Source organism: Curtobacterium sp. MCBA15_007, from assembly GCF_001864905.1.
Lineage (GTDB): Bacteria > Actinomycetota > Actinomycetes > Actinomycetales > Microbacteriaceae > Curtobacterium > Curtobacterium poinsettiae.
This window is the reverse complement of sequence record NZ_MJGM01000056.1, coordinates 219,725-240,060: the sequence shown is the minus strand read 5'-3', so window position 1 is coordinate 240,060 and position 20,336 is coordinate 219,725. Positions and strand designations below refer to the sequence as shown.

22 protein-coding genes are annotated in these 20,336 nt (G+C 71.4%); 8 read left to right on the top strand and 14 right to left on the bottom strand.

All coding sequences use genetic code 11. The annotated features are described in order from the left end of the window. Positions 1 to 10 precede the first annotated feature (10 nt). The 4 genes from BIU95_RS14920 to BIU95_RS14905 form a co-directional block, all read right to left on the bottom strand. The gene (locus tag BIU95_RS14920; RefSeq protein ID WP_017888545.1) at positions 11 to 631 is read right to left on the bottom strand and encodes a DNA-3-methyladenine glycosylase I; all 621 of its coding nucleotides are present in this window, start codon (positions 629 to 631) and stop codon (positions 11 to 13) included. 37 nt (positions 632 to 668) lie between these two features. Beyond that, a complete protein-coding gene (locus BIU95_RS14915) occupies positions 669 to 1,085 on the bottom strand; it encodes a VOC family protein (protein WP_071252023.1) in 417 nt (138 codons plus the stop codon). Positions 1,086 to 1,260: 175 nt separating this feature from the next. Beyond that, a complete protein-coding gene (locus BIU95_RS14910; RefSeq protein ID WP_017888543.1) occupies positions 1,261 to 1,596 on the bottom strand; it encodes a hypothetical protein in 336 nt (111 codons plus the stop codon). Between the two features lie 22 nt (positions 1,597 to 1,618). Next, a complete protein-coding gene (locus BIU95_RS14905; RefSeq protein WP_017888542.1) occupies positions 1,619 to 3,289 on the bottom strand; it encodes a sodium:solute symporter family protein in 1,671 nt (556 codons plus the stop codon). 142 nt (positions 3,290 to 3,431) lie between these two features. On the opposite strand from BIU95_RS14905, the gene aroQ reads away from it, so the two are divergent. After that, entirely contained in the window at positions 3,432 to 3,875 is a 444-nt protein-coding gene (gene aroQ / locus BIU95_RS14900; RefSeq protein ID WP_017888541.1) for a type II 3-dehydroquinate dehydratase, read from the top strand. Positions 3,876 to 4,072: 197 nt separating this feature from the next. On the opposite strand, the gene BIU95_RS14895 is transcribed toward aroQ, so the two are convergent. Further along, complete coding sequence (locus tag BIU95_RS14895; protein ID WP_056071056.1) at positions 4,073 to 4,669, bottom strand: NAD(P)H-dependent oxidoreductase; 597 nt, start codon at positions 4,667 to 4,669, stop codon at positions 4,073 to 4,075. Between the two features lie 88 nt (positions 4,670 to 4,757). Between BIU95_RS14895 and BIU95_RS14890 the strand changes: the two genes are divergently transcribed. Beyond that, entirely contained in the window at positions 4,758 to 5,225 is a 468-nt protein-coding gene (locus tag BIU95_RS14890; RefSeq protein ID WP_071252022.1) for an MSMEG_6728 family protein, read from the top strand. 22 nt (positions 5,226 to 5,247) lie between these two features. On the opposite strand, the gene BIU95_RS14885 is transcribed toward BIU95_RS14890, so the two are convergent. From BIU95_RS14885 to BIU95_RS14855, 7 genes are all read right to left on the bottom strand, one after another. Next, positions 5,248 to 5,538: a hypothetical protein gene (locus tag BIU95_RS14885; protein WP_071252021.1), complete on the bottom strand. Its 291-nt coding sequence runs from the start codon at positions 5,536 to 5,538 to the stop codon at positions 5,248 to 5,250. Between the two features lie 218 nt (positions 5,539 to 5,756). Further along, positions 5,757 to 6,023, bottom strand: a complete 267-nt coding sequence (locus tag BIU95_RS14880) for a hypothetical protein (protein WP_071252020.1) — start codon at positions 6,021 to 6,023, stop codon at positions 5,757 to 5,759. Positions 6,024 to 6,102: 79 nt separating this feature from the next. Next, positions 6,103 to 7,242, bottom strand: a complete 1,140-nt coding sequence (locus BIU95_RS14875; protein WP_071252019.1) for a cysteine desulfurase family protein — start codon at positions 7,240 to 7,242, stop codon at positions 6,103 to 6,105. A gap of 2 nt (positions 7,243 to 7,244) precedes the next feature. Beyond that, positions 7,245 to 8,129, bottom strand: coding sequence for a carboxylating nicotinate-nucleotide diphosphorylase (gene nadC / locus BIU95_RS14870; RefSeq protein ID WP_071252018.1), 885 nt, complete (start codon positions 8,127 to 8,129; stop codon positions 7,245 to 7,247). Then, positions 8,126 to 9,862 (bottom strand): L-aspartate oxidase, encoded by a 1,737-nt coding sequence (locus BIU95_RS14865; RefSeq protein WP_071252017.1) that lies wholly within the window; start codon positions 9,860 to 9,862, stop codon positions 8,126 to 8,128. Before BIU95_RS14865 ends, nadC begins: the two co-directional genes overlap by 4 nt. A 32-nt stretch (positions 9,863 to 9,894) precedes the next feature. Continuing rightward, positions 9,895 to 11,166, bottom strand: a complete 1,272-nt coding sequence (nadA, locus tag BIU95_RS14860) for a quinolinate synthase NadA (protein ID WP_017888533.1) — start codon at positions 11,164 to 11,166, stop codon at positions 9,895 to 9,897. Between the two features lie 8 nt (positions 11,167 to 11,174). Next, positions 11,175 to 11,882, bottom strand: a complete 708-nt coding sequence (locus BIU95_RS14855; protein ID WP_017888532.1) for an NUDIX domain-containing protein — start codon at positions 11,880 to 11,882, stop codon at positions 11,175 to 11,177. A 144-nt stretch (positions 11,883 to 12,026) separates the two neighbouring features. On the opposite strand from BIU95_RS14855, the gene BIU95_RS14850 reads away from it, so the two are divergent. The 3 genes from BIU95_RS14850 to BIU95_RS14840 all read left to right on the top strand — a co-directional run bounded on the left by BIU95_RS14850 (position 12,027) and on the right by BIU95_RS14840 (position 15,302). Further along, on the top strand, positions 12,027 to 12,308 hold the full coding sequence (locus BIU95_RS14850; RefSeq protein WP_052481700.1) for an acylphosphatase: 282 nt from the start codon (positions 12,027 to 12,029) through the stop codon (positions 12,306 to 12,308). Between the two features lie 165 nt (positions 12,309 to 12,473). Continuing rightward, positions 12,474 to 13,955 carry an MDR family MFS transporter gene (locus BIU95_RS14845; protein WP_017888530.1) on the top strand — a complete coding sequence of 494 codons (1,482 nt, stop codon included), beginning with the start codon at positions 12,474 to 12,476 and terminating at the stop codon, positions 13,953 to 13,955. A gap of 99 nt (positions 13,956 to 14,054) precedes the next feature. After that, positions 14,055 to 15,302: a D-arabinono-1,4-lactone oxidase gene (locus tag BIU95_RS14840; protein ID WP_071252049.1), complete on the top strand. Its 1,248-nt coding sequence runs from the start codon at positions 14,055 to 14,057 to the stop codon at positions 15,300 to 15,302. 105 nt (positions 15,303 to 15,407) lie between these two features. Here BIU95_RS14840 and BIU95_RS14835 read toward each other — a convergent pair whose 3' ends face one another. Continuing rightward, complete coding sequence (locus BIU95_RS14835) at positions 15,408 to 15,917, bottom strand: 2'-5' RNA ligase family protein (protein WP_071252016.1); 510 nt, start codon at positions 15,915 to 15,917, stop codon at positions 15,408 to 15,410. A gap of 177 nt (positions 15,918 to 16,094) precedes the next feature. Here BIU95_RS14835 and BIU95_RS14830 point away from each other — a divergent pair, with 177 nt between their 5' ends. The 3 genes from BIU95_RS14830 to BIU95_RS14820 are packed head-to-tail and all read left to right on the top strand — an operon-like array spanning position 16,095 to position 18,843. Then, a complete protein-coding gene (locus BIU95_RS14830) occupies positions 16,095 to 17,045 on the top strand; it encodes a MetQ/NlpA family ABC transporter substrate-binding protein (RefSeq protein ID WP_017888527.1) in 951 nt (316 codons plus the stop codon). Continuing rightward, positions 17,045 to 18,172: a methionine ABC transporter ATP-binding protein gene (locus tag BIU95_RS14825; protein ID WP_071252015.1), complete on the top strand. Its 1,128-nt coding sequence runs from the start codon at positions 17,045 to 17,047 to the stop codon at positions 18,170 to 18,172. Before BIU95_RS14830 ends, BIU95_RS14825 begins: the two co-directional genes overlap by 1 nt. Continuing rightward, positions 18,169 to 18,843, top strand: a complete 675-nt coding sequence (locus tag BIU95_RS14820) for a methionine ABC transporter permease (RefSeq protein WP_017888525.1) — start codon at positions 18,169 to 18,171, stop codon at positions 18,841 to 18,843. The genes BIU95_RS14825 and BIU95_RS14820 overlap by 4 nt, the downstream gene beginning before the upstream one ends. 629 nt (positions 18,844 to 19,472) lie before the next feature. Here the strand turns inward: BIU95_RS14820 and BIU95_RS14815 are convergent. After that, a complete protein-coding gene (locus BIU95_RS14815) occupies positions 19,473 to 20,249 on the bottom strand; it encodes an endonuclease/exonuclease/phosphatase family protein (protein WP_017888523.1) in 777 nt (258 codons plus the stop codon). Positions 20,250 to 20,336 lie beyond the last annotated feature (87 nt).

Genomic DNA, 20,336 nt, shown 5'->3' with positions numbered 1-20,336 from the left:
GGCTCGGCCGTCAGTTCCAGACGCCCGAGGTCCCGCGCCGGTGGCTGCCGACCAGGTGGGTGTCGACGATGCCGAGCGCTTCCATCAGGGCGTACATCGTCGTCGGCCCGACGAAGGCGAAGCCGCGCTTCCGCAGCGCCTTCGACAGCGCGAGGGACTCGTCCGACTTCGTCGGGACCTCGGCGGAGGACCGAGGCTCGGGCGTGGTCGTCGGCCGGAACGACCACACGAAGCCGGCGAGCCCGCCGTCCTGCCGCAGGGCGATCGTGGCGTTCGCGTTGGTGATCGTCGCGAGGATCTTCGCGCGGTTCCGGACGATCCCGGCATCGGCCATCAGCCGCTCGACGTCGTCCTCGCCGAAGGCCGCGACGGTGTCGGCGTCGAAGTCGGCGAAGGCTGCACGGAACGCCGGTCGCTTCGCCAGGATCGTGCGCCACGACAGGCCGGACTGGAACGCCTCGAGCGACAGCCGCTCGAACACCCCGCGTTCATCGCGCACGGGCATGCCCCACTCGGTGTCGTAGTAGGCGCGCAGCAGGTCGTCCGACGACGCCCAGACCGGCCGGGCCAGGCCATCGTCACCGGTGACGAGGTCGGGCACGGGCGGGGCGTCGACGGGCTCGGTGCTCATGCGACCATCCTGGCGGGCGCCCCCGACACCCCGGGACTCACTCGGCGGGCGGATCGTCCTGCGTCGCCTGCTCGTCCATCCACACGTACTCCCAGCGGTGTCCGTCCGGGTCGGTGAAGCTCCGCTGGTACATGAAGCCGAGGTCCATCTCCGGGCGGTCCTCGGTGCCGCCGGCTGCCACCGCGGCGTCGACGACACGGTGGACGTCCTCCTTCGACGGTGCGCTGAGCGAGTTGATGACCTCGATCGTGTCCCGACCGGCGATCGTCTTGTCGGTGAAGTCTGCGAACTTCGCCGTCGTCAGGATCATGACGGAGATCGTGTCGCTCACCACCACGCACGCCGCGGTGTCGTCGCTGAACGCCGGGTTGATCGAGTACCCGAGCGCCTCGTAGAACGCCTTCGAGCGCTCGAGGTCGGTGACGGGCAGGTTGATGAAGACCATCGTTTCCATGGCGGTTCCTTTCGTTCCGCTCAACCTGGACCCACCTGGATCAGCGCGCAACCGTTTCATGGGGGAACCAACCGGTACGGGCGTCCGACGATGAGGGCGGAAACGACGAAGTCGCTGTCGTGCGACAGCGACTTCGTCGTTCTGCGTCGGCCGGGGACGCCCGAGCCAGACGGGCTCAGGCCAGCTCGCGCCCCTCGCCCGCGGCACGCTGGTGTGCCTCGGCCTCGGCCTGGCCGATGATGTCCTCGGCGGGCACGGGGTTCAGGCGGTCCCAGAGGAAGAACAGCCCGCCGCCGACGAGCAGCGAGATCCCGACCCACAGGTTGATGTGGATCCCGCCGGTCTTCTCGGGGTCGGTGTTCCAGTGCACGATCCCGACGATGGTGGTGATCACGCCGTACAGGACGAACAGGCCGCCGAGGATGCGGCGCAGGTCGAGCCGGCGGGTGGAGCGGACCAGGGCAGCCTTCTGCTCCTCGGTCATCGCGCCGGGTGTGGTGGTGTCACTCATGAGCAGTGGTCTCCTTCGCGGATCAGAGGAACGGGAGGTACAGGACGACGCACAGCACGAGCGCGACGGTGCCGAGCAGCGCGGGCGAGCGGTACCAGGCGGTGTCCGTCGCGACCGAGTCGCCGTGCAGGTCGATCTTGCCGATGCCGTAGACGAGCCCGCCGAGTTCCTTCTCGTCCTTCGGCTTGGTCAGCATCGAGACGACGAAGCCGACGACCAGCACGGTGACGAACGAGATGATCGCGCCGTACAGGGTCTCCGCGGTGGCCGTGGCGAACAGGTCGGGGTTCACCAGGTACGCGATCCAGGTGATCGTCGGGGTCACGATGCCGAGGACGTAGCCCCACAGCGCACCCTGCGTCGTCATGCGCTTCCACAGCAGGCCGAGGATGAACACGGCGAACAGCGGTGCGTTGAAGAACGAGAACAGCGTCTGCATGTAGGTCATGATGTTCGACGCCTGGGCCGCGATGAACGCGGTCGCGATGCCGACCACGACGCCGACGACGGTGACCCAGCGGCCCGTCTTCAGGTAGTGCAGGTCGGGCATGTTCGGGCGGATGTAGCGCTGCCAGATGTCGTAGGTGAAGACGGTGTTGAACGACGAGACGTTCGCCGCCATGCCGGCCATGAACGATGCCAGCAGACCGGTCACGGCGATGCCGAGCACACCGGTCGGCAGGTACATCTGGATGAGCTTCGGGATCGCGTCGTTGTAGGTGAGTGTGCCGTCCGCGAACTGGTTGCCCACGACGGCCGCGGCAATGAGGCCGGGGATGACGACGATGGCCGGGATGAAGAGCTTCGGGATCGCGGCGATGAGCGGGGTGCGGCGGGCCGCGGACATGTTCTTCGCCGAGAATGCACGCTGCACCTCGGTGAAGTTGGTGGTCCAGTAGCCGAACCCGAGCACGAAGCCCAGGCCGAGCACGATGGCGAGCCAGTTGGCACCGATCGGGTTGGTGACGTCACCGAAGCCGGTGCCGGCCCAGGCCTGCAGGTGCTGCACACCCTGGGTCTTGGTGATCGCCTTCGACAGGCCGTCCCACCCGCCGACGCGGTGCAGACCGACGATCGTCAGCGGGATGAGCCCGGCGATGATCACGAAGAACTGCATGACCTCGTTGTAGATCGCGCTCGAGAGTCCGCCGAGGGTGATGTAGACGAGCACGAAGCCCGCGGAGACGATGATCGCCAGCCACTCCGGCCAGCCGAGCATGGCCTCGATGACGATGGCCATCGCGTACAGGTTGATGCCCGCGATGAGCACGTTCGACACCGCGAACGCGATCGCGTTCACCAGGTGCGGCGCCTTGCCGAAGCGGCGCAGCATGAACTCCGGCACCGAGCGGACCTTCGAGCCGTAGTAGAACGGCATCATCACGAGGCCGAGGAACACCATCGCGGGCACGGCGCCGACGAGGTAGTAGTGCAGGGTGGCCATGCCGATCTGGGCACCGTTCGCCGCCATGCCGAGGATCTCGGTGGCACCGAGGTTCGCGGACACGAACGCCAGGCCCGTGATCCACGCCGGCATCGAGCGGCCGGACAGGAAGAAGTCCATGCTCGTCCGGACCTGCTTGCGGGCGGTGAACCCGATCCCGATGACGACCGCGAAGTACACGATGATCATCAGGTAGTCGACCCAGCCCAAGTCGAGCCGGATCCCTTCGTTCGCTGCAGCGAGAACCATTCACATCTCCACGTCAGTGTGTTGCAGTCGACAACTCTGCCGACCCGGACGAAGACGTTACACCGGTTTGTGACCGTTCACATAGCCCGCGCATGCATCGTCCGCGCCGCGCATCGCTCCCCCGGTTCGCTACGCTCGGCCCATGACCGACGCGTCGCGCATCCTCGTCCTCAACGGCCCGAACCTCGACATCCTCGGGCGCCGCGACCCGGAGCAGTACGGCACCGTGACGCTCGCCGAGATCGAGGCGATCGTGCACACCGAGGCAGCGGTGCACGGGCTCGAGGCCGACTTCCGCCAGACCAACCGCGAGGGCGAGCTGGTGGAGTGGCTGCACGAGGCGCTCGACGACTTCGCGGCGGTCGTGATCAACCCCGCCGCGTACGCGCACACCTCGGTCGCACTGCACGACGCGGTGGAGGCCCTGTGGGTCCCCGTCGTCGAGGTGCACCTGTCGAACACGTGGAAGCGCGAGCCGTTCCGCCACGTCGACCACGTCGCCACTGCCGCGACGGCGGTCATCGCCGGCGCGGGTGCCGACGGCTACCGACTGGCGGTCGCGCACGTCGCGTCCCTGCTCGCCTGACCCACAGAAGACCGGGAGGCCCGTGGCGGCGCCGCCACGGGCCTCCCGTCCGCCTGCTGCTCACGCTGGGTCGCGCCCGTTCCTTCCAATCGCACGCGCGATGCCAGGTGGTTCCGGGCGTCCCTGATGGGAACTTCCGACCAGGGGCACCCGGAAGCACCGGGTACGCCCGGAAGGACGGGGCGCACGCGCGCGGATCAGAAGTCGGCGGGACGCCGCACGTCGGTGAGGCCTGCGGTGGCGAAGCCGCCACGGATCAGCGGTACGGCGCGGCGCACGGCCTGGTCGATGCGGAGCTCGAGGTCGACGCTCGCGATGTCGTAGCCACCCTCGCGCTTGGTGAAGTCCCGCTCGTTGCCGAACACCCCGAGCGGCAGCGTCGTGGACTGGAAGAAGCCGAACAACGGGCGCATCTGGTGCTCGACGAGCAGGGCGTGCCGGTCGCTGCCACCGGTGGCGGTGAGGAGCACCGGGGTGTCGACGAGGTCGTACTGGCCGACCCAGTCGAAGAACAGCTTGAAGGCGCCGGAGTAGGCCGCGCGGAAGGCCGGGCTGCCGACGACGAGCACGTCCGCGGCCTCCACCGTCTCGAGGGCCCGGCGGGTGCGGTCGGACATCGTCTCGCGACCCGAGGCCGCGCCGAGGTCGGCCAGCAGCGGGCCGATCTCGATCGTCTCGGTCCGGGCGCCGTCGATCTCCTCGGCCAACCGGGCCACCGTCGCCGCGACCAGGGTCGAGGTCCGCGAGGGGTCCGATGGGCTGCCACTGACGCCGACGACCAGTTCTCCGCTCATGCGGTCGATGCTCACACGCTGCCGTGCAGGGCGGCACGTTCGTGACGACATGTGTCGGGTGCCAGTCGGTCGGGGTAGCGTCCGCGCCATGCAGACCTTCCTGCCGTACGCCGACTTCCGGGCATCCGCCGAGGTCCTCGACGACCGGCGGCTCGGCAAGCAGCGGGTCGAGACACTGCAGGTGATGCGCGCACTGACGCTCCCCGACTACGGCTGGCAGCACCACCCGGTGACGGCGATGTGGCGTGGGTACCGTCCGGCGCTGATGGCGTACCAGGAGGCCACGTGCCGTGTCTGGGCCGAGCGCGGGTACGCCGACACGTGTCTCGAGAAGACCCTGCTCGACCTGGGCCGGTTCCCGGAGGACCTGGCGGCGTACGAGCGCGGCGACGTGCCGATCCCGCCGTGGAACGACGACGAGGCCCTGCACGTCTCACACCGCTCGAAGCTCGTGCAGAAGGCGCCCGAGCACTACCGGGAGCTGTTCCCCGACGTGCCGGACGACCTTGCCTACGTCTGGCCGGGGACCCCCGAGCCGGCGACGCCCACCGTCTGACCGTCAAGCGACCGCCCGGCTCTCAGGCGACCGGTATCCAGCGGCCGCCCTCACGCCGGGTGACCACGTCGGAGCGGATCTCGACGACGTCGCGCAGCCCGTCGACGGTGGCGTCCCGCACGGCTGCGGCGGCCCGGTCGTCCTCGGCCTCGAAGCGCACGACGGCGCACGGCACACCGCGGAGCAGTCGGACGTCCTCGGCCTCGACCACGGCGTGTTCGCGTACCAGGCATGCTGCGGCGGGCAGGACGGCGTCCGGGGCCGTGCCGGACGCCAGGGCACCGATCGCCAGGGTCACGCGGTACGAGGGCATGCACCGACGCTACCGGGGAACCGGAACCCGCCGTGGGCTGCAGGGGAACCGACGCCGCTGGAGGGGTGCGGACGTCGACCCACGGCGGGATCGCGGTGTACGGCGGGACACGACGACAGGGGAACGTCGCGCCCCGCGCCGGACGCCGATCAGGGGGTCGACATCCGGTCTGGGTCCACCGCGCGGCTCGGTTCAGGGGAACCGCACGGTGGTGGACCTCAAGGGTGTTCGGTGTCCTCTCGGTACCGGTCCGTCTCGGTCGGTGCAGGCATCGACCGGTGGGCGGCGGCTGGCCGGACCATCGGGAGCAGGGCACTCCCGGCGGTCGCGAGCGCTCCGACCACGGCGATGAGCCCGAGCGGGGCCGTGCCGAGGTCGTGCTGCGCTGCCAGGGCGAGCGCGACGAGGGTGGCCGGCGCCGGCAGGAGCTGCACCGCTCGGAAGCGGTCGTCCCGTCGTGTCCGGGTCACCATCACGTTCGCCATGACGACACTCTGACGCAGATCGGTTGTCCGCAGAAGAGGGGACACGTACCCAGAGATGGAGTAGAACGTCTAGTACACCTCAGCCGAGGGCGCGGACGGTCGCCACGGCGTCGGCCACGGCCCCCACGACGAACGGGACATCGCCGGCCGTGAGCGTCGCGTCGAACGTCAGACGGAGCGCGGTCCGGGCCACGTCCTCGGGGATCCCGAGCGCCGTGAGCACGTGCGAGGCTTCCGTGCTGCCCGCTGCGCAGGCGCTGCCCGACGACGACACGACGTCGCGCTGCTCGAGCTCGAGCAGGACGGTCTCGCCGTTGACGCCCGGGAAGCAGAACGACGCGTGCCCGGGCAGCCGGTGCTCCCGCGACCCGGAGACGAACGCACCGGGGACGGCGGCGAGCACGCCGTCGAGCACCGCGTCGCGCACCGTGGTCGCCGTGCCCGCCCCCGACCGCACCGTCTCCGCCGCCAGCCCGAGCGCCGTGGCCACCGCCACCGCTCCGGCCACGTCCTCGGTGCCGGACCGCCGGCCCCGTTCCTGACCACCGCCGTGCAGCAGCGGCTCGAGCGGGACGCCGGAACCCACGGCGAGCACGCCGGTGCCCTTCGGAGCACCGAGCTTGTGCCCGGACAACGACAGCGCGTCGACGCCCAGGGTCCCGAGGCCGATCGGCAGCCAGGGCGCGGACTGCACGGCGTCGGTGTGGAACCGCGCCCCGACCTCGTGCGCCACCGCGGCGAGCACGGGGACGTCCTGCACGGTGCCGATCTCGTTGTCGGCGTGCGCGATCGAGACGAGTGTGGTGTCCGGGCGGAGCGCCGCGCGCAGCACCGCCGGGTCGACGCGGCCGTCCGGCCCGACGGGCAGCACGGTGACGTCGAAGTCGTGGAAGCGGGCGAGGTAGGCGCAGCTCTCGAGCACGGCCTCGTGCTCGATGGCGCTCGTGACCACGTGCCGACCGCGGGGCGCGGCGAGGGCGATCCCCTTGATCGCGGTGTTCGCCCCCTCGGTGCCGCCGGTGGTGAAGACGACCTCGGCGGGCCGGCACCCGAGCACCGCGGCGACGGCGGCCCGTGCGGCGGTGAGTCCTCGCGCGGCCTCGTCCCCGACCCCGTGCGTCGACGAGGGGTTGCCGAACACCCCCGTCAGGTAGGGCCACATCGCCTCGAGCACCTCGCGGCGGACCGGGGTGGTGGCCGCGCGGTCCAGGTAGAACACGACTAGTCCTGTACGGGCACCGCGACGTCGATGTCGAGCCCCAGGTCGAGCGCCCGCGCCGAGTGGGTCAGCGCCCCGACCGAGATGACGTCGACGCCGGTCGCCGCGATCGCCGCGACGGTGTCGAGCGACACGCCTCCCGAGGCCTCGACGAGCGCGCGCCCGGCGACGATCCCGACCCCGGTCACCAGGTCGTCGGGGGTGAAGTTGTCGAGCATGACCGTGTCGACCCCGGCCGCGACGACTGCTTCGATCTGGTCGATGCGGTCCACCTCGACCTCCACGTGCACGGTGTGCCCGAGCCGCTGGCGGGCCTGGGCGATCGCGTCGCCGATGCCGATCCCGCCGGCCAGGACCACCGCCAGGTGGTTGTCCTTGGCGAGCACGGCGTCGGAGAGCGAGGTGCGGTGGTTGTGTCCGCCACCACACCGGACGGCGTACCGCTCGAGTGCCCGGAGGCCCGGCGTCGTCTTCCGGGTGTCGACGATCCGCGCGGACGTGCCCGCGGCGGCGGCGACGTGCGCCGCGGTGGTCGTCGCGATGCCCGACATCCGCTGCACCAGGTTGAGGGCGACCCGTTCGGCCCGCAGCACGGCCCGCGCTGACCCGGTCACGGTCGCGAGGACGTCGCCCGCCGCGAAGCGCGTGCCGTCGGCGACGTGCACCACAGCCTGGATCGACGGGTCGACGGCGTGCATCACGGTGACGAACACCGACCCGCCGCTCAGTACGCCGGACTCGCGCGCGCCGAGGGTGGCGGTCGCGGTCGCCTCCACGGGGATCAGGGTCTCGCTGGTGACGTCGCCCCAGGGCGCGTCCTCCTCGAGCGCGGTCTCGATCACGCGACGGAGCGCGTGCGGCGGGATGGTGCCGGGATCGGTGGTCATGCGGGTACCTCCTGCGGGACGGCTGCGGAACCGTCGGCGCGTTCGTGGGCGTGCTGGTCGGGACCGGCGTCGGTGTGGTCGGCGACCCAGGCGTACGAGGCCGGGACGGTGGGGTCGGTGTCGGGGTGGTCGGTGCGGGCGTGCGCCCCGCGGGACTCGGTGCGGGCCTCGGCGGCGAGCGCGACGAGTCGGGCCAGGTCGAGGAGCGCACGGTCCTCGTGCTCGCGCACGCCGCCGCCGGTCGGCGCGGTCAGCGCGTCGAGGTCGCGGCGCGCGCTCGCCAGCCCGACGGCGTCACGGAGCAGCCCGACGCGGTCCGTCATGACGGACTGGACCGCCTGTCGGACGGCACCGACGTCGTCGAGGTGGGTCGCGCCTCCAGGCCGGGTCGGACTGGGCCCACGCCTGCCGGTTCCGGCGCGCTGCGGAGCCTGCGGAGCGGCGTGACGGCCGCGCAGGTGGGGGGAGGAAGGGGTCGCGTCGGTCGCTCGGGGCACGCTGGTGACGTGGAGACCGGCGTCCCCGCGCAGGCGGAGCAGGTCGGGTCGCGGTGCGGCGACCGCGTCCGCTGCGCGGACCGCGAAGACGAGCCCCTCGAGCAGGGAGTTCGAGGCGAGCCGGTTGGCGCCGTGGACCCCGGTGCAGGCGGCTTCACCGACGGCGAGGAGTCCGGGCAGGCTGGTGCGACCCTCGGCGTCGGTGGCGATGCCGCCCATCGAGTAGTGCGCGGCTGGTGCGACGGGGACGCCCTCGCGGGTCCAGTCGAAGCCGGCGGCGCGGGTGGCCCGGGTGAGTCCGGGGAACCGCGTGACCAGGAACCCGGCGTCGAGGCCGGTGGCGTCGAGGAGCACGGGTGCGCCGCCCTGGTCGCGCACCGCCGCGGCGATCCCGCGGGCGACGACGTCACGCGGGGCGAGCTCGGCGTCCGGGTGCACGTCCGTCATGAAGCGGTGTCCGGCGGCGTCGCGGAGGACGGCACCTTCACCGCGGACGGCTTCGGACACCAGGCCGCCGCCGGGGACCGCCAGCCGCGTCGGGTGGAACTGGACGAACTCCAGGTCGGCGAGGACGGCGCCGGCTCGCCAGGCGGCGGCGACCCCGTCGCCCGTCGCCACCAGGGGGTTCGTCGTCTCGCGGTACAGGTGCCCCGCTCCCCCGGACGCGATGACGACGGCGTCCGCGTCGAGCCGGCGGGGTTCTCCGAGCAGGTCCAGGACGTCGGCGCCGACGACTGCCCCGTCACGGACGACGAGGTCGGTCAGGCTGGTGCGCTCCAGGATCGTGACGTGCCGTCGGTGCAGTGCCGCGATGAGGGTGCGCTCGACGGCGGCCCCGGTCGCGTCACCGTCGGCGTGCACGACGCGCCACCGGCCGTGCGCGGCTTCACGACCGCGGGCCAGGTCGTCGCCGTACCGGTCGAGGGTCGCCGGGTCCGACGACCGGTCGAAGGGCACGCCGAGGGCGAGCAGGTCGCGGACGCGGGCCGGGCCGTCGGTGCACAGGACCTCGACGGCACGCGCGTCGGCACTGCCGGCCGCGGCGACGTGGGTGTCGGCCTGGTGCAGTGCCGCGGAGTCGTCGGCACCGAGCGCCACCGCGATGCCGCCCTGGGCGTACGCGGTGGCGCTGTCGGCGAGCGCGCCCTTCGTCACGAGGGTGACGTCGTGCAGGGCACTGGCGCGGATCGCTGCGGTCAGCCCGGCGATGCCGGAGCCGACGATGACGACGTGCACGGTGGTCTCCCTCGTTCGGTCGGACTCGTGTGTCAGCCGCGGGGCTTGGCAGCGAGCATGCGCTCGAGCGCGACCTTGGCGTCGGCCTGCACGTCGGCGGGGACGACGATCTCGTTGAGGACCTCGCCGCGGACGAGTGCCTCGAGCACCCAGGCGAGGTAGCCCGGGTGGATCCGGTACATCGTCGAGCAGGGGCAGACGACCGGGTCGAGGCAGAAGATCGTGTGCTGCGGGTACTCGGCGGCGAGCCGGTTCACCATGTTGATCTCGGTGCCGATCGCGAAGGTGGTCGGTTCGGTGGCGGCAGCGACGGTCTTCCGGATCAGGTCGGTACTGCCGGCGTGGTCGGCAGCGTCGACGACGGCCATCGGGCACTCCGGGTGCACGATGACCCGCACACCCGGGTGCTCGCGGCGGGCCTGGTCGATCTGGTCGACCGTGAAGCGACGGTGCACCGAGCAGAAGCCGTGCCAGAGGATGACCTTCGCCGCTTCGAGTTCACTCGTCTCGTTGCCGCCGAGGGGCTTCCGGGGGTTCCACATCGGCATCAGGTCGGTGCTGATGCCCATCGCCTTCGCGGTGTTGCGGCCGAGGTGCTGGTCGGGGAAGAACAGGACGCGCTGCCCGCGCTCGAAGGCCCACTCGAGCACCGTCGCTGCGTTCGACGAGGTGCAGACGATGCCGCCGTTGCGCCCGCAGAAGGCCTTGAGGTCGGCGGCGGAGTTCATGTAGGTGACCGGGATCACGGGCACGCGGCCGTCGGCGTCGGGCTCGGTGCCGTACACGGCGGTGAGCTCGGCCCACGCGGCCTCGACGCTGTCGATGTCGGCCATGTCCGCCATCGAGCAGCCGGCGGCCAGGTTCGGCAGGATCACGCGCTGGTCGTCGCGCGCCAGGATGTCGGCGGTCTCGGCCATGAAGTGCACGCCGCAGAACACGATCGCCTCGGCGTCGGGCTTGGTCAGGGCGGCGTTCGCGAGCTGGAACGAGTCACCGAGGAAGTCCGCGTGCCGGACGACCTCGTCGCGCTGGTAGAAGTGCCCGAGGACGACGACCCGGTCGCCGAGGGTGGCCTTCGCCCGCTCGATGCGCTCGTGGAGCTCGTCGGTCGGGGCCGTCTTGTACTCGTCGGGCAGGACGCCCTGGCGCGGGGCACTCGTCGGGATGACGTCGGACATCGACGATCCCGGGCCGTACCCGGGGCGGGAGTCGAAGTCCCACGTCGGCATCGCGAGGTCGGGCGTGCAGGTGCTGCCGCCGGCCTTGCCGTTGGAGATGAGCTCGATCGTCGTGGCGATGGACACGGGGTTTCCTATCGGTTCCGCTGCTGGTGCTGATCGGCCCCGGTCTGCAGCGGGCCGTTGTCCGCGTAGGCCAGGTCGGGGTTCGAGCGGTACAGCCGAGCCGGACGGTGCCGGCCCCCGCTCGTGGTCTCGTCGGTCGGCAGGACCGCGTCGGTCTTCTCGACCTGCCGACGGAAGTTCGCGGGGTCGAGTGCTCGGCCGAGCACCGCCTCGTACACGCCGCGGAGTTCGGCGAGGGTGAACCGGTCACCGAGGAACGCCTGCGCGATCCGCGAGTACGACATCTTGTTGCGCAGCCGCCACAGGGCGTACTCGACGATGCGGTCGTGGTCGAAGGCGAGCGGCGGGTGCTCGTCGGCCAGGAACCACCGGACGTTCCAGTCGTCGGGCACGACGTTCGCCTCGTCCGGGTGCACGAGCGCCCAGTACACGATCGACACGACCCGGCTCGGGGAGCGTCCGACATCGCCGAACGCGTAGAGCTGCTCGAGGTAGCGCGGCTGGACGTTCGTCGTCTCGCGCAGTCGGGCGGCCGCCGAGTCCTCGAGCCCCTCGTCGTCGCCGACCCAGCCGCCGGGGAGCGCCCAGGATCCCTCGAACGGTTCGGCGACGCGACGCACGAGTGGCATCCACAGCGCCGGCGCACCGGTGTCGGGGTGCGGGCGCAGCGCCACGATCACGGTGGAGACCGCGACGCGGATGCCTGGTTCGTCCATGAGGAAGATAGTGTCAATCTGACTCGAAGTGTTCAGGTTGGGATGACACTATCACTGCCGACGGGGTGCGCTCGTCACGAGCCGGAAACAGATCGTCACGGGGCCGAAAACTCCCGGGAGCACGCCGCGGTTAGCGTGGAGGGCATGACGACGGTGACGAGGGTGCATGCCGTGGTGTCGGGGACCGTCCAGGGGGTCGGCTTCCGGTACTGGACCGCTCGGAAGGCCGACGGGCTCGACCTGGTCGGCTACGCGAGGAACCTCTGGGACGGCACGGTCGAGGTCGAGGCCGAGGGCCCCTCGGTCGCGGTCGACTCGCTGATGGCGTGCCTGCGCACCGGGCCGCCGTCGGCGACCGTGACCGACGTCTCCCTGCGGTCGGTCGTGCCGCACGGGGACGCCGACGGGTTCGCGATCCTGCACTGAGCGGACACGCCCGACGTCGCGCGGGCACGTCGGGGGCGGTGCCGATCGTCCACCTGCGGACGTCGCCAGCGAAGCGGAATAATCGCATCCACTCAGGGAGTTGGCCTGTCTGCGCGTCCTGCGCCACACCCGTTCCACCCGTCGTGACCCACCAGGAGCACCCGCATGACCCAGGCCGTCGATTCCGCCCCCCGCACGGGAAGCGTCTCGCAGCCGTCCGCTGCCGAGACCCGACTCGTGATCGGGCTGCTGCTCGTCTCCGCGTTCGTCGTCATCCTCAACGAGACGATCATGGGCGTGGCGCTGCCCCGGCTCATGGACGACCTCGACATCAGCGCCGCGACCGGTCAGTGGCTGACCACCGGCTTCCTGCTCACCATGGCGGTCGTCATCCCGATCACCGGGTTCCTGCTGCAGCGGTTCAACACCCGCCCGGTGTTCGTCTGGGCCATGGGCCTGTTCTCGGTGGGCACGCTGATCGCCCTGCTCGCCCCCGGGTTCACGGTGCTGCTCATCGGCCGCATCGTGCAGGCCAGCGGCACCGCGATCATGATGCCGCTGCTCATGACGACGGTCCTGACCCTCGTCGACCCCGCGCACCGTGGCCGCATCATGGGCAACATCTCCATCGTCATCTCGGTCGCACCGGCGATCGGCCCGACGATCTCCGGCCTGATCCTCAACGCCTTCTCGTGGCGCTGGCTGTTCGGCTTCGTGCTGCCCATCGCGATCGCGGCGCTCATCCTCGGCATGGTCAAGGTGCAGAACGTCTCGACGCCGCGCAAGGCGCCGATCGACGTCGTCTCGGTGGTGCTCTCCGCCTTCGCGTTCGGCGGCATCGTCTACGGCCTGTCCAGCATCGGTGAAGCCGGCGCGACCGGTCCGCTCGTCCCGGTGACCGCCCTGGTCGTCGGCGCCGTCGCCCTCGCGGTGTTCATCGTCCGGCAGACGCGCCTGCAGCGCACCGACAGCGCCCTGCTCGACCTGCGCACGTTCCGCACCCGCGGCTTCACGGTGCCGATCGTCGCGATGGGTCTGAGCTTCATGGCGATGTTCGGCACGCTCATCCTGCTGCCCATCTACCTGGAGCGCGTCCTCGGGCTCGAGGTCCTGCAGGTCGGCCTGCTGCTGCTCCCCGGTGGTCTGCTGATGGGCCTGCTCTCCCCCATCGTCGGTCGCATCTACGACCGCCGCGGCCCGCGCGTGCTGCTCATCCCCGGATCGATCATCGTCAGCGCCGTGCTCTGGGCGCTCTCCACCGTCGGCGTCGACACGAGCGTGTGGTTCGTCCTCGGTGCGCACGTGGTGCTGAGCATCGGGCTGGCCCTGACCTTCACGCCGCTGTTCACCGCGGCGCTCGGCGGGCTGCCCCCGAAGCTGTACTCGCACGGCAGCGCGGTGCTCGGCACGGCGCAGCAGCTCGCCGGTGCAGCGGGCACCGCCCTGTTCGTCACGCTGCTGACGATCGGTGCGGCCACCGCCGTTGAGGGCTCCGGTGCCCGTGGGGTCCAGGTGGCCACCGCGTCGGGCGTCGGCACCGCCTTCATGGTCGGTGCGATCATCTCGCTGTTCGGCATCCTGGCGTCGGTGTTCGTCCGCCGACCCGAGGTGCCCGAGGGCGCACCGACGCCCCCGCCCGTGCACTGACCGACGGACCCCGCGGGGCGCCGACCCCGTGACGGGGACCGGCGCCCGGCTCGCACCCGGCTCGCACCGGGCGCTGGACTGCGTGGCAGGGTGGGCGGCATGCGGTCGACGACGAGCGAGCTCAACTGGTCCGGCACGGTCACGTACACGGCCGAACGGGTCGTCCGTCCGTCGTCGATCGACGAGGCCGCCCAGGTCGTGGCGGACGCCGAACGGGTGCACGGACTCGGCACCCGGCACTCCTTCAACGACGTCGCCGACTCCCCGGGCGTCCTGCTCGACCTGACCGGGATCCCCACCGACCTGGTCGTCGACGCCGAGCACCGCACGGTGACGCTCGGTGCCGGCACCCGGTACGGCGACGTCGCGTCCGACATCGACCGCGCCGGGTTCGCCCTGCACAACACCGGATCACTGCCGCACATCTCCGTCGGGGGCGCGGTCGCGACCGGTACCCACGGCTCCGGCACGGCGCTGGGGTCACTCGCCACCGCCGTGCGCGCGTTCGAGGTGCTCGGTCCGGACGGCTCCGCCCGGACGATCGACCGGACGGACCCGGGGTTCGACGGTGCGGTGCTGCACCTCGGCCTGCTCGGCATCGTGACCCGGGTGACCCTCGACGTCGAGCCCACCTACCGGATGCGTCAGGACGTCTACGGCGCGATCCCCTGGGACACCTTCACGGCGAACGTCGCCGAGGTGCACGCCGCCGCGTACTCGGTGTGCGCGTACACGGTGTTCGGCGACGCGATCACCGAGGTCCTGGTGAAGTCGCGCGTGCCCGACGGCGGCGGGGACGTGCCGGTTCCGGACGCGCTGGCCGGGGCACCCCGCCTGCCCGGCACCCCCGGCGACGACCACCGGACCGCGCGCGACGGCTCCGTCGGCCCGTGGTGGGACCGGCTGCCGCACTTCCCGATCGGGTCGGTCCCGAGCCACGGGTCCGAAGTGCAGAGCGAGCACTTCGTCCCGCTCCGGCACGCGGCTGGAGCCCTCGACGCGCTCCGAGGACTGGCGGACCGGATCCAGCCGCACCTGCACGTCTGCGAACTCCGGACGATGGCCGCGGACGACCTCTGGCTCAGCCCGACCCAGGGCGAGGACGTCCTCTGCATCGCGTTCACCTGGCAGAAGCACCCGGCCGAGGTCGCCGCGCTCCTGCCCGACCTGGAGGCCCGGCTCGCGCCCTTCGACGGCCGACCGCACTGGGGCAAGATGAGCTCGCTCGACCACGCGGCGATCGCCGCGCTGTACCCGCGGCTGGCGGACTTCCGCGACCTGGTCGCCCGGGCCGACCCGGAGCAGACGTTCGCATCCGCGTTCGGCGAGCGGGTGCTCGGGACCTGACCCGGGCCTCCAGGCCGCGCAGCGCAGCTCAGTGCAGCGCTGCGCGGCGCACTGCCGCTCAGTGCCGCTCAGTGCGGCGCTGCGCTGCCGTCGCCCCGCCGGAGGTCAGATCGACGTGAACGCGAGCGGCGTGATCGTCCGCCTCTCACCGTCCCAGTGCCGGACACCGCCCACGTCCAGCGTCTCCGGCAGCGCCACGGCACGCAGCGCCGCGACCGCCCGTGGCAGGTCCTCGTCGCGCACCCGGCGGGCCAGCGTGACGTGCGGCGACCAGTGCCCGGGCACCGACGTCTCGACGCCGCCGGGCGCGATCGCGTGCACCTCGTCGTGGAAGGTGGTGAGCGCCGTGTCGAGGACCACCGCGCGCACGAGCACCGAACGGCCGGCGCCCGCGGGGAAGAGCAGCAGCCCGCCCAGCCGGATCGACGTCGGGACCGAGGTGCGGAACCCGGCGGGCACGGGCAGCGTCTCCCCGGCGGCCAGGGTGACGTGCGGCGCGTTCGACGGGGACGGGTGTCGTCCCAGGCTCGGCAGGTCGGCGTCGATCAGGGCCTGCCAGGCCGACCGCACGGCGGCGTCCGACTCCGGGCCGAGGACGAGTTCGATGCTGCGCACGGTCCGAGTCAACCAAGTCGTGTCGGGACGCGTCCTGCGACGCACGCGGCACGGGTCGAGTGCTGCGTAACACGACGGAACGGAACTCGCTCCGGCGGTGGGGCGCAGGTCACACTCGTCTCCACGCCGCGGACCACCGCGGCTCCCCCGCACGCACGGCCCACGAGGAGCACCAGCATGTCCGCAGCCCCAGCACTGCCCGAGAAGCCGAAGGGCAAGCGTCCGATCGGCTGGATCGTCGCCGCCGCGATCGTCGTCGTGGCCATCGTCGTCGCCGTGGTCGTCGGAGCCCTGCGCTCCGGCAGCGACGGTGCCGGTGCCGCCGGCGACGCCGCGCCGAAGACCGTCACGATCGGTGTCTCGGACAAGTCGCTCGGCTACTGGAGCACGTACACGAAGCTGGCGAAGGAGAAGCTCAACGTCACGGTCAAGCTGACGAACTTCTCGGACTACTCGCTGCCGAACCCCGCGCTCAAGGACGGCCAGCTGGACATCAACCAGTTCCAGCACATCCAGTACCTGGCGGACTACAACGTCACGTCCGACGACGACCTGCAGCCCATCGGCTCCACCGCCGTGTACCCGCTGCCGCTCTACGCGACGAAGTACGACAAGCCGTCCGAGCTGCCCGCGAACGCGAAGGTCGCGATCCCGAACGACTCGATCAACCAGGCCCGTGCGCTCCTGATCCTGCAGGCGGCGGACCTGATCACGCTCAAGGACGGTGGCTCGGCGTTCTCCACCGCGGACGACATCGAGACGAAGAAGGTCGACGTCCAGCCCCTCGACGCCTCGCAGACCGCGAACGCGCTGCAGCAGGGCTCCGTCGCCGCCGCCGTCGTGAACAACAACTTCGCCACCGCGGCCGGCCTGCCGATCTCGGACGCGATCTACCAGGACGACCCCTCGAGCGCAACCGCTGCCCCGTACGTGAACGTGTTCGCCGTCCGCGACGAGGACAAGGGCAACAAGACCTACCTCGAGCTGGCGGAGCTGTTCCAGGACGACGCCGTGCAGAAGGCCTTCGCGAAGGACCTGCCCGAGGCCGTCGCCCGCGACGAGAGCGCCTCGAAGCTGCAGGACGAGCTCGCCCAGGTCGAGCAGGACGCGAAGGCGGCCAAGCAGTAGTGCCGGTCCTCGTCGAACTCCGCGGCGTCTCGAAGCACTACCGCCGCGCCGACACCGGCGAGACCGTGGTGGCCGTCGAGGACGTCTCCCTGGACGTGCACCAGGGAGAGGTCCTCGGCGTCATCGGGTACTCCGGTGCCGGCAAGTCCACCCTGGTCCGCCTGGTCAACGCACTCGAGCTGCCGAGTTCCGGCACGGTCACCGTCGCGGGCCGCGAGCTGACGGCGATCCCCGAGCGGGACCGCCGTCTGGCACGTCGGAACATCGGGATGATCTTCCAGCAGTTCAACCTGTTCCGGTCCCGCACGATCGCCGGCAACGTCGCGTACCCGCTCAAGGTCGCCGGTGTGCCGAAGGTCGAGCGGGACCGCCGTGTCGCCGAGCTGCTCGACTTCGTCGGCTTGCTCGAGCGTGCCCACGCCTACCCGGAACAGCTGTCCGGCGGCCAGAAGCAGCGCGTCGGCATCGCCCGCGCCCTGGCGGCGTCGCCCGACCTGCTGCTCGCCGACGAGGCCACCAGCGCCCTGGACCCGGACACCACGTCCGAGGTGCTCGCGCTGCTGCGCCGGGTGAACCGGGAGCTCGGCGTCACGATCATCGTCATCACGCACGAGATGGACGCCGTCCGGCAGATCGCCGACCGGGTCGCCGTGATGGAGCAGGGCCGGGTCGTCGAGGTCGGGGATGTCTACGACGTGTTCTCCGCACCGAAGACCGGTGCCGCGCAGCGCTTCGTCCGCACCGCGCTGCACGACCGGCCCTCACCCGAGACGCTCCGGCGTCTCCGGGACCGACACCCGGGTCGGCTCGTCACGGTGCAGATCACCGACGAGGCCGGGCTGCAGAACCGCATCGACGCCGCGTTCCGCGCCGCCGGGGTCACCGCAGAGCTGGTCTACGGCGGGGTCGGCGAGATCCGGGAGCGTCGGATCGGCTCGCTCACCTACGAGCTGAGCGCAGCGGGCGGCGCGTCCGGCGGGCCCGGAGTGCCCGGCGGGCCCGGAGTGCCCAGCGGGCCCGGAGCGTCCGGCGGGCCCGGGGTGGCCGGCGGTTCCGACGCCATCGACCGGGCGATCGCCGCGCTCCGCGCCGACGGCGTCACGACCGACGAGGAGGCCGCCGCGTGAACAACAACTCGTTCCAGAGCGTGATCGACACGTTCGACGTCTTCCTGGCAGCGATCCGCGACACCATCGTGATGTCGCTGATCTCGCTGGTCATCGCCGGGGTCATCGGCCTCGCGCTCGGCCTGCTGCTCTACGCGACCCGGCCGGGCAACGTGCTCGGCAACCGCACCGCGTACACGGTGCTCAACGTGTTCGTGAACCTGATCCGCCCGATCCCGTTCGTGATCTTCCTCGCCGCGATCGCCCCGTTGTCGCGGGTCGTCGTGCAGACCACGATCGGCGTCCCCGCGGTGACCTTCGCGATCTCGCTGGCCGCGGCCTTCGCGGTGTCCCGGATCGTCGAGCAGAACCTGCTGTCGGTCGACCCGGGCGTCGTCGAGGCGGCTCGGGCCTCGGGCGCGCACCCCGTCTCGATCCTGCTGACCGTGCTCATCCCCGAGGGTCTCGGCCCCCTGATCCTCGGCTACACGTTCATCTACATCGGCATCGTCGACATGACGGCGCAGGGTGCGTTGATCGGTGGCGGCGGCCTCGGCGAGTACGCGATCACCTACGGCTCGCAGCGCTACGACTGGTGGGTGGTCTACGTCTCGGTGGCGGCGATCGTCGTCATCGTGCAGCTCGGCCAGTTCATCGGCAACCGCTTGGCGCGGGCGACCCTGCGCCGCTGACCCGCGGTCGCGGGCTCTGCGGGCGACCGCCTGGAGGCCCGGTACCGGTCCACGAGACCGGCACAGGGCCTCCAGTGCGTTGCGGGCTGAACGGGCGCGCCCAGCGTCGTCCGCCGAGCGGTCACGACTCCCCGCTCACGTCCGCCGAGGTCGCACGAACCGTCGCCCGCCGGGCCGCCAGCCGACACTTCGTGACCAGCCGGCGGCACACCCGCGGCAGGTCGCACCCTCGGAACGCGACACCGACACGCCCGACCGCAGACCACCCAGCGGTCACGACTCCCCGCTCGCGTCCGCCGAGGGCGCACGGACCGTCGCTGCGCGCCCCCGCAACCGACACTTCGTGACCATCCGGCGGCACACCCGCGGCACGTCGCGCACCCGGCCGCCAGCCGACACTTCGTGACCAGCCGGCGATGCGCGCGCTGCAGGTCGCGCCCCCGGAACGCGACGCCAACACGCCCGACCGCCCACCACCGAGCGGTCGCGACTCCCCGCTCACGTCCGCCGCGGGCGCACGAACCGTCGCCCACCCGGCCGCCAACCGACAGTTCGTGACCAGCCGGCCATGCGCGCGCGGCATGTCGCGCGACCGCGGTAGCCAGCGGCCAGCGCCTGAGGGCACCCGGTCAGGCGGCGGGAGCCTCGACGGTGGTGACGGCGCCGGTCTCGCCCGGGTGCTCGTAGTGCGCTCGCACCAGGATCGGACGGTGGTCGGAGATGCCCGCCGGCAGGGTCTCGACGCCGGCGATGTGCAGCCCGACGCTCGTCGCGAAGTCGAAGTGGCCCGTGAACTTTCGGTAGCGCAGGTACGTCGGCTGGTCGGACAGCGACAATGCAAACCCGCCCTGCTCGATCTTGCGACGCAGGTTCGTCTGGAACCACGGGTAGTTGAAGTCGCCGACCATGACCGCGGGGACGTCCTTCGCGAGCTCGCGCAGGAACTGGTGCGCCGCCTCGATCTGCTTGCGGCGCAGGGAGTTCGTCGCGGTCAACGGTGAGGCGTGGAACGACGCGACGACGACCTCGGCGTCGGCCTCGGTGTCGCGCAGGTGCATCGCGATGAGCCGTTCGTGCGCGGGTGCGAGGACCCGGTCGTGCAGCGACTTCTGCAGCGAGTGGATGCTGAAGTCCTGCACCTCGAAGCGGTCGTCGCGCTTGTAGATCGCGAGCCCGAGTCGGTTGGTGCGGGTCGACGCGGCGAGCGACAGGCCGCCGATCGACGGAGCGAGGTCGTTGCTGTCGCACTCCTGCACGCACAGGACGTCGGCGTCGGATGCCTCGGCCAGTGCGGCGAGCTCGCCGTTGGCGGTGTGCTCGCGGAGGTTGTAGCTGACGACACGGAGCTGCGTGGGCTGCACGGTCTGGTCCGATGCGATCGTGCTCTGCTGCTCTGGCGCGGCCATGCTGCCTTCCTGTCCGGGTGTTCCGGTCACCCTGCCGCGGTCACCGTACTCGGGTACCGCGGACGGTTGCTGAGACTGTAACGCCTG